The sequence below is a fragment of the Pseudogracilibacillus amylolyticus (SeqCode) genome, assembly GCF_051918545.1.
Classification (GTDB): Bacteria; Bacillota; Bacilli; order Bacillales; family Amphibacillaceae; genus Pseudogracilibacillus.
The window spans coordinates 1-9,209 of sequence record NZ_JBPPZG010000164.1 but is presented as its reverse complement, the minus strand read 5'-3'; the positions used below and the strand labels follow the sequence as shown (position 1 = coordinate 9,209).

The following is a 9,209-nucleotide window of genomic DNA, read 5'->3' as shown; positions in this document are numbered from 1 at the left end:
CCACAATAATTTCTTTGCCGTCTTTTTTAATAGTAAAATAAGAAACGATCATTAATACAACACCAATCAATAATCCTAGAATAATACCTGCTTTAAATAATTCTCCAATACAAAAAGACTTTCAATAACTTTTTTTAGCACATATGGCGTGTAAACGAATGCACTTTCTTTATGGAGACGTTCTGTTAATTTATGTGCATCTTTTCCAAATGGCCCAATATTTAATACGGGGGCTTGAAGTTTTTGCATGTCTTCAAACGGGATACTGTATACATCTCCCCATACAGGTGTATTATTCATATATGCTTTCCAACCACTGTCATGTTTATCATAATTTACATAACTTAAGTCGGAAATACCATTAAAATAGTGAACTTGTTTTGCTTCGACATTAAATTCATCCAATAGTGTCTGTTGAGATAATGTAATTAGTTCCTGCACTAATGGTTCTTCTGTTGAATTTATTGCAGGATAATATGGTGGTGCAAAAAATACGATTGTTGCTGGTGCTAATTCCTGACAATTTAACATTAGTTCGTCACTAATTAGAATAGACATTTCTCGTTCATCGAGATTTTTATTTTGGGTTACGTTGTTTTTAATTTCCTGAACTGCTGCAACTCCTATTTTTCCTTCAGCATAGTTTAGTAATTCACTGTATTCTAATACTTGGATTTTCCCAATTGGCTCTACATTCACACGTCTACATATTGCTTCATAATCCTTTTGGCATTCTTCCATTGCTTGTACAGTTGTTTCTTTAAATAAATCCATAATTTCTGCAGCGCTTCTACGCATTACAAAAACATTATATAATGCCGCAGAGTGATGAGATGTTTGTGTTGAATAATGTTCCTTTAAATCATTTTTCTTTAAACAGATTGGCGGTGGTGTTTTTTCATTATATACTTCTTCTATAAAATCTAAGTTGAATTCCATTGCTTTTGTTAAATATGAAGCCATATAATGTCCTGTCATTCCACTTAATGGCTCTCCGGCATGGGTCTCCCGTCCATAAAATAGTGCTGAAGGCATAATCTTGCCAATAGTTCCAGAATAAATATAATAGTTTTCATCTAATGGCTTTTGAGAAAATGAAGGTTCACTATTTAAAAATAATTTATATTCTAAATTATATTTATCTTTCAGATCAACAAGACCGGCAGCGGCAGCTCTCATACCTGAGGAATTTACTTCTTCATCTGGTACCGTTAATAGTAATAAATTGATTGGCCATTTTTCAGTACTAGCCATCTCCAGTAAATGAAGATGGAGGGCAAGACCCATTTTCATATCCATCGTTCCACGACCAAACAAATAATTTCCCGATTCCAAATCAACTTGCGCATCCTTTGGAAGTTCTTTTATTCGTTTTTTAAACTCTTCCGTTAATTCTTTTGGTTGAAATGCCAAGTCTTCTAATCTTCCAAACTCTCCCGTATGAACAGTATCAAAATGACTAATTAAAACAATTGTATTATCAGTAACCCCACTATGATAAAGGGCAGTTACTGTATTTCTTTCATTACCAGCGTCGTGAAAATGGATATGGGATTCGTTTGTCTGAAAATAAGCTAAATCCATTAATTTATTTTTAATTTTATTTGAAAATTCAATCTCACCTTTAGTCCCAGTACGACTATGCCAACTTACAAGTTCACAAATTAAGTTTTCTAGTTGTTCCGGTGTATTCCAGATCATCATCATGTATTCCCCCAGTCAAGTTTGTTTAAATACTATTTATTTGAATCTTCCGCATAATATCCTAAAAATCGCTTTTCAACATTATTCATATGGACAATCATTTTATTTCGTGCAAGTATGACATCCTTTTTTTCTATTGATTCAATGATATCCATGTGTTCATGATAAGCTTCATTCGCACTAGTAGGAACTGTATTTGAAAGTATAAGAAATGCCCGATTGATACCAGTATTCATACGGTGGATAATATTTTTCAATTCATTATTATCATTTTGGGATGCTAGTAATAAATGGAATTCTCTATCCAATTCAATAAACTCATTATAATTATCCCGCTTAATCGCATCTAATTGTTCAGCGGCATTGGTTTTTAATAATTCAATAAAAGGAGCATTCACTTTTGAAATAATCTTTTCTATATTGTAAACTTCAAGTAGGCCTCTTAATTCCATATATTCTAGTGAGTCCGCTTTTGTAAAACTTGCAACAATCGCTGGACGACCTTTTTGTTGAATAATTAGTCCTTCTGCGGCTAATCTACTTAATGCATCACGTAATGGAGTTCGGCTTATTCCTAGGTTTATCGCAATTTTTTCTTCAGGCAATTGTTCATTTTCTTTTAATTTACCATTTGTTATTGCTTGTTTTATCATCCTATACGCCTGATCTGCTAACGTCTCACCCTGTTTTATTTTTTTCACTAACATCACCTTCCCACGTATTCGGTATACTGTATACAAATAGTATAAATTATGTTATCATATTTGTAAACACTTTCAGAAACTTATGTGTTCTAAATATGTTTATAGTGTTACTTATTAATAATGGAGGGATTACATGGTTCAATCAAGTACAGAAATCATTAACACTACAGAAGAGTATGGAGCAAATAATTATTTACCTTTGCCTGTTGTTATTGCAAAAGGGGATGGTGTATGGGTAGAAGATCCTGAAGGAAACCGATATATGGATCTGTTAAGTGCGTATTCCGCGGTTAACCAAGGACACAGACATCCTAAAATTATTGCTGCCCTTAAAGAACAAGCTGATCGTGTGACGCTAACTTCACGTGCATTTCATAACGATCAACTCGGCCCGTGGTATGAGAAAATTTGTAAACTAACAAATAAAGAAATGGCACTTCCTATGAATACTGGTGCTGAGGCTGTTGAAACAGCAATTAAAACAGCTAGACGATGGGCATATGATGTAAAAGGTGTTGCTGAAAACCAAGCTGAGATCATTGCTTGTGTCGATAACTTCCATGGTCGTACAATGGCTGCGGTTTCCCTTTCATCAGAGCCAGCTAATCAACGTGGTTTTGGCCCAATGTTACCAGGTTTTAAAGTCATTCCTTTTGGTGATATCGAGGCTTTAAAAGCTGCGATAAATGAAAATACTGCTGGATTTTTAATTGAACCGATTCAAGGTGAAGCCGGTATTAATATACCTCCTGAAGGATTCTTAAAAGAAGCGTATGAAGTTTGTAAAGAAGAAAATGTTCTATTCATTGCCGATGAAATCCAAGCTGGTTTAGGTAGAAGCGGTAAATTTTTAGCATGCGAGTGGGAAGATGTTGACCCTGACATCATTATTTTAGGAAAAGCACTAGGTGGCGGTGTGTTCCCTATTTCGTGTGTCGTTGCTAATAAAGACATTCTTGGTGTCTTTGAACCAGGTTCTCACGGATCAACATTTGGAGGTAATCCTTTAGCATGTGCAGTATCTGTAGCCGCCCTTGATGTTATTGTCGATGAAAAACTTCCGGAACGTTCCAACGAACTTGGACAATATATGGTTGAAGAATTGCGTAAAATTAATAATCCAATCATAAAAGAAGTACGTGGAAAAGGATTATTTATAGGTATGGAATTAACGGAATCGGCTCGCCCTTACTGTGAACAACTAATGAAAGAAGGCTTGCTCTGTAAGGAGACACATGATTTCGTAATTCGCTTTGCACCACCTTTAATTATTAGTAAAGAAGATTTAGACTGGGCAATTGATAAAATTAAGAAGGTAATGGAAAGCTGAATACCAATAAAATTAATAGATCAAAATAAAAAATACTAAATGGCTTTGCTCTTCAAGGGCTAAAGCCATTTAATCCTTTCATCATAATTTATAATGAAAGTATATTTATTGTAGGATAAATAAATTTTCTCTTTAATGTTATTGTTTGAATACAGTGTACAGTTATTCTTTTGGTATATATTATTTTTTACATGAATTCTGTGTATGATAAATGCATTTTTGTATAATTTGGGAGCACGTACAAATTATAAGAAGGTAATTATATTTTTCATAAATTATACGTTCGGAATTTTGTACAATATTAACTAAAGTAATTTACAAAATTTCTACTAAGATTTGAAGATATAATTGAGTATACAGCATCGTGATGTTTATCAAAAAGCGTAACAAACCCTCACCTAGCAATCTACTTATAAGGATCAAGCATTGAGGTATATAGCCAGATGAATGAAGGTCGAATTGTACATTAAAACACTTGGCATTCGCCAATCCTTTAGGGGAATGCCTTGGTTGCACTTATGCGAGTAAGAACTGCTCAGGAAAACACTCTAGTAAAGCAGAAAAATAAACTTAGGCATAATATGAGGAGTGTTACACATGAATAAAAAAGGAATGTCCGGAAAAGATTATTTTAGTTTAGCATTTGGAAGTATGATTGGAATTGGCTGGGTTGTTTCAGTGCCAGCGTGGATGTCAGCAGCAGGAAGTATCGGTGCAATTCTCGCTATTCTGATTACAATGGGATTGATTATTCCTATTGGATTTGTATATGGTGAACTAACATCAAGTCTACGTATTTCGGGTGGTGAATTTGCTTATACCTACAAAACTTTAGGAAAAATTCCAGCTTTTATTTGTGGATGGTTTTTAATACTTGGATATTTAATAATATTACCTTGGGTTGCTATATCTGTTGCCGCCTTAATATCTTATTTATTTCCAGTTTTAAATTCAATTCCCTTATATACAATATTAGATCAACAAATTTACCTGCCACATTTGATAATTAGCTTCCTAATGATCGTAATTTTAGTTTATTTAAATTCGAAAGGTGCTAAACAATCAAGTACATTTCAAAATATAGCGGCTTTTTTAATGATTGCTACATTTTTCATCTTCATTATCGGTGGAATTATAAATGGAACTCCCGCAAATATGTCGCCGTTGTTACCGGAGGGTAATATAACAGCTGGAATTGCTGCAGCGATTGCGTCAATCATCTTTTTTATGAATGGTTTTGACACCATTCCAAAGACAGCTGCTGAAGCAGATAGCTCTATTAATCAGGCGAATCTTGGAAAAGCAATTACTGGAACGATTGTCATGGGTAGCTTGTTATATGTTCTGATTGTTTTCTCATCTAGTTTCATTATGCCAGCTGAAAAATTAGTTAATTTAGGAGAACTTCCACTTGTCGCAGCATTTGAAGCAACAAGCGGCTCCGCATTTTTAACGAGTATCATTATTTTTGGTGTTCTATTAGGTGTTATTACAACTTTTAACGGATTCTTATTTGCTGGAAGTCGTTTGATCACTTCTTTTTCAAAAGCAGGTTTTATACCTAAAGTATTTGCTACGATGGATTCCAAAAATAAAACTCCAAAGAATACGCTAGCTTTTATGGCAATAATAGCAACTATAGGAATTTTGTTAGGACAAGGTATGCTATCTCCGTTAATGGTGATGGGTGGTATCTCATTTTTAATTGCATGGTTTTTCATGGCTCTTAGCAGTATTAAACTGAGAAAAACGGCACCAAATCTTCACCGACCATATAAAGCTCCAGGAGGAATCATAATGGGTTATATTGCAACTATTTCCTCTGGATTTTTATTATTGTTAATGCTTATTCCAGGTACTCCTATTTCTTTAAAAGGAGTTGAGTACACACTATTTATTATTTGGTTTGTAGTAGGTTTATTCTTATTTATGATTAATAACAAACAAGATATCAAAATCGAAGAAATTTCTTATACAAAAGGGGATGTTGAAAATGAATCATAAAAATTTTGGAATTGTTGGTTTTCCATGGGACGGTGGAGCCTCATTAGGAAGACCCGGTGCTAGATTTGCACCAGCAAAAATTCGAGAGGCTTTTTCATGGTTTTACAACCGAATCGAGAATAACCAAGTGTACAATGTCGAAAAACGGCAAACATTCAATTTGGTAGATCACGGAATTAAAGATTATGGTGATATTGATCTCGCTGCATTTAGTACTGAAAAAACGTTTGAAAATGCAGAGAAAAAAATAAATCAAGTACTTCAAGAAAAGAGCTTCCCTTTTGTCCTTGGAGGAGATCACTCAATCTCTTATCCGGTCATTAAAGCTTTACATGATAACACAGAAGGAAATATTGGAATCATACAATTTGATGCTCATTTAGACTTAGTAGATGAATCCCCTATCCAAGGAAAGCTTTCACAAAGTAGTCAGATGCGCCGTGCTTTAGAACTCCCAAGGGTTAACCCGGAGCACATCGTACAAATTGGGGTACGTAGTTATAATTATCCTTGGTATGAAAAATATTTAAATGAAAGTGGCATTGTTCAAATTACTGCTAGGGAGGTTCATGAAAGTACACCAAAAAAAGTGATTCAACAAACGTTAGACGCATTAAAAGATGTGGAGAAAATTTACCTTACGTTTGATATTGATGTATTAGACCCGGCATATGCCCCAGGCACTGGAGCAAATGAACCCGGTGGATTAACTCCCGTTCAGTGCATGACCATGTTAGATAGTTTATATGAAGTGGTGGATGCCTTTGATATAGCTGAAGTAAATCCTTTATATGATCATCAAGATATCACTACAACTTTTGCAGCTCGGATTATGTTTGACTGCGCCGTTGCTAGATTAAGTAAATAGTGACAAAATTAGTGAAGGTGAAAAGTACTATTAACATTACGATAGAGATCCATAAACTTACTAGCTCATCAAACGAAATGGTATTCGGTTCTGTTGGATATTTAGCGGCTAATAATAAAGGTATGATACTAATACCATTGTCAAAAATGCCACGGAAAATCTTTTTACCATAAACGGACTTTTTTCAACCTTATTATATATAAAAGAGTAGCATCTGCTACTCTTTTATAAAACTCCGATTATTGAACAAATCCGCCGACTAAAAATTGATCTTGCATCACTACAAGATAAGATCCTTCTCCTTTTTTCGTTACGTCTACTTTCACTTCAACTGGATCAAGGAGGGAGTCTACCCCTTTATAATTTTTAATTAAAAGTTCCATATTTTTCGAAAAGATTTCATCTTCGGAAAAATCTTCTTCCATAACAGCATCATACAATTGATCCTCTGTGTCTTGATATACTTTTGAATCATCAATCCCTTGAATAGATACTGTTACAACAAAGTCTTCATCGGATATTGCTTCGGAATCAACTATTTCATATTTTGTAGTAGAAAGAGCTTTTAAGAAGGCGTCCGCCAAATCAGAAATTTCTTTGTCTGTAACTCCTGTACCTTCCATATTGTCTTTTGTATTTTGGATATAAATTTCTTTAAAGAAATCTCTTTGGACTTCAGCCTCCGATTTTTTATCTTCTTCAGACATAGATTTGGGAGCTTTTTTAATAAACTTATCAGCATCTTGAAATACGGTTGCTTGTATTAATGCGTCTACATATTCGGCCGCTTCTTTTTCATAAAGTTCTTTGTCTTCGTCTTTTAAATCTTTTGTGTCCCCACTATCTTTCTTATTTAACCCTTCTTCGTCTGCAACTGTTGCTTCTAATCTGACTATTTCTCCTATATCGTCATACTTATCGAATTCATGAACAACGTTAACTTCTGTATCTTCTGGATCGTCTTCGAATTTATAAGTTAATTGTTGTTCAATTTTTTCTACTAAAAAAGAAGCACTATTGATGACCAGTTTTAAGTCAAATTCCTTTACTTCCATATCTAATAAATCAATTGTTTCATCAAAATCATCAAAACCGGTTAATTGATAAAATGTGATGGCTTTCCCTAAATGCTCTGCATCATCCTTACTACCTGTATATGTCAAAATATATTGATTTTTTTCTTTTTCCAAATCAAATTTATCATAGATATCGTTATCTATATCTTTGTAATAAGTTAATGGATTTTTTTCGAGTGCTACCATATCTTCCACTTCAGCAAATACTCCCGAATCTCCCCAAGACTCTACTTCGCCACTACTATATTCTACAAGTGTATCATCATCATTTATATAAATAGAAAGATTATCTTCATCTAAAGTAATATAACTTTCATTTCCTGCTATATCAATAACCATTGATCCAGTATCAGTAAAATCTTTATAATTCTCTACAAACGACACTTCCACACCTGTTAATTCGCTATGTGCTTCCTCTGCCTTTCTTAATACTTCCGATGGTGAAGATTTAGTTAACATACTATCCAACGCAGAAGCACACCCACCTAACAAGAATATAGAAATAATGAAGATAAACAAAATGTTTTTATTCAATTTTTCAAGTCCTCCTTGCTTATGTTGACATAACTAAACGTATTATACGTTAAGATTTGTTGTCTTCACATAGAAAAAGTACAAAATGAATAATAAATACTAGGATAAGATTTTTCATTTCCCGACTTTATTTTTAGGTTTTTCCCATATAAAGGATTATGCAGGTATTACTAACCATTAAAATTTGGTGTTCATTTTGCATGAAAAAAAACTAACAAAGGTACCGTCATCGGTATTGTTAGTCTAATTCTGTAATGTTTTCTTTTTTTGTTCAAATTCTTCATCTGTCAATTCACCTTTTGCATAACGCTCGCGTAAGATAGCTAATGCCTTGTCCTCGTCTTTCCTACTAGCTTGAATAAGTTTATACCCTAAAAAGAAAAGGACTAATAACAATAGGATAAAAAGGATCATCCAAACCATGCCATACCCAGAGTTACCCATCATATGATGAGGACCATATTGATGAAACATAGTAATCATCCCCTTTCATCTATATTATCTCATAATAAAAGATGTATTAGGGTGTTTTGGAGAAAAATTACTTAGATTGTGATAATTATGTTTTTTTATTGTGACAGCGTTGTAACATACATTCATCCAAGTCTCCGAAAGTGATCGAAGTATTTGTTTCTGGATCTCCAGAATGCATTTGTTTTTGCTATCAGTGTATCAATCATCGTTTGTTCTTTATTCAGAGGACGGATAAGGATGGAATTGCTCATTAAAATACATTCGTAATTATCTTGTACACATATTTACGATAAAGTATTTTAACATTCAATTAATTTGGCTGAGGGATAAAGAACTGGTATATTATAATTAGACATCAACATAAAACTTCACCGATTATCCCCCAAAGGAAGTGATAAATTGACTATTACACATACAGTCAAAGAAGATGCTTCAAGCTATTCCCGGACGTCAGTTAATAAAATTAAAATTGAAAATCCTCACGATAAATTTTTCAAAGAAACACTCGGGAGTAT

7 protein-coding genes are annotated in these 9,209 nt (G+C 33.7%); 3 read left to right on the top strand and 4 right to left on the bottom strand.

Translation table 11 applies throughout. The features are described from left to right. Window positions 1–75 precede the first annotated feature (75 nt). Window positions 76–1,704, bottom strand: a complete 1,629-nt coding sequence (locus tag ACPYKA_RS15645; RefSeq protein WP_479543150.1) for a M20/M25/M40 family metallo-hydrolase — start codon at window positions 1,702–1,704, stop codon at window positions 76–78. A gap of 32 nt (window positions 1,705–1,736) precedes the next feature. Then, the gene (locus ACPYKA_RS15640) at window positions 1,737–2,405 is read right to left on the bottom strand and encodes a GntR family transcriptional regulator (RefSeq protein WP_479543149.1); all 669 of its coding nucleotides are present in this window, start codon (window positions 2,403–2,405) and stop codon (window positions 1,737–1,739) included. Window positions 2,406–2,541: 136 nt separating this feature from the next. Here ACPYKA_RS15640 and ACPYKA_RS15635 point away from each other — a divergent pair, with 136 nt between their 5' ends. From ACPYKA_RS15635 to speB, 3 genes are all read left to right on the top strand, one after another. Beyond that, on the top strand, window positions 2,542–3,738 hold the full coding sequence (locus ACPYKA_RS15635) for an ornithine--oxo-acid transaminase (RefSeq protein ID WP_479543148.1): 1,197 nt from the start codon (window positions 2,542–2,544) through the stop codon (window positions 3,736–3,738). A gap of 597 nt (window positions 3,739–4,335) precedes the next feature. Continuing rightward, entirely contained in the window at window positions 4,336–5,742 is a 1,407-nt protein-coding gene (locus ACPYKA_RS15630) for an APC family permease (RefSeq protein WP_479543147.1), read from the top strand. After that, window positions 5,732–6,610 carry an agmatinase gene (gene speB, locus ACPYKA_RS15625; protein WP_479543146.1) on the top strand — a complete coding sequence of 293 codons (879 nt, stop codon included), beginning with the start codon at window positions 5,732–5,734 and terminating at the stop codon, window positions 6,608–6,610. Before ACPYKA_RS15630 ends, speB begins: the two co-directional genes overlap by 11 nt. A gap of 239 nt (window positions 6,611–6,849) precedes the next feature. Here speB and ACPYKA_RS15620 read toward each other — a convergent pair whose 3' ends face one another. After that, a complete protein-coding gene (locus tag ACPYKA_RS15620; RefSeq protein ID WP_479543145.1) occupies window positions 6,850–8,220 on the bottom strand; it encodes a DUF6612 family protein in 1,371 nt (456 codons plus the stop codon). A gap of 243 nt (window positions 8,221–8,463) precedes the next feature. Further along, on the bottom strand, window positions 8,464–8,694 hold the full coding sequence (locus ACPYKA_RS15615; protein WP_479543144.1) for an SHOCT domain-containing protein: 231 nt from the start codon (window positions 8,692–8,694) through the stop codon (window positions 8,464–8,466). Between the last annotated feature and the right edge of the window lie 515 nt (window positions 8,695–9,209).

What these genes read in the sequence shown, in the direction of transcription:
- ACPYKA_RS15645 (WP_479543150.1), bottom strand. Translation starts at nt 1,704, where the DNA reads ATGATGATCTGGAATACACCGGAACAACTAGAAAACTTAATTTGTGAA.
- ACPYKA_RS15635 (WP_479543148.1), top strand. Translation starts at nt 2,542, where the DNA reads ATGGTTCAATCAAGTACAGAAATCATTAACACTACAGAAGAGTATGGA.
- ACPYKA_RS15630 (WP_479543147.1), top strand. Translation starts at nt 4,336, where the DNA reads ATGAATAAAAAAGGAATGTCCGGAAAAGATTATTTTAGTTTAGCATTT.
- speB (WP_479543146.1), top strand. Translation starts at nt 5,732, where the DNA reads ATGAATCATAAAAATTTTGGAATTGTTGGTTTTCCATGGGACGGTGGA.
- ACPYKA_RS15615 (WP_479543144.1), bottom strand. Translation starts at nt 8,694, where the DNA reads ATGTTTCATCAATATGGTCCTCATCATATGATGGGTAACTCTGGGTAT.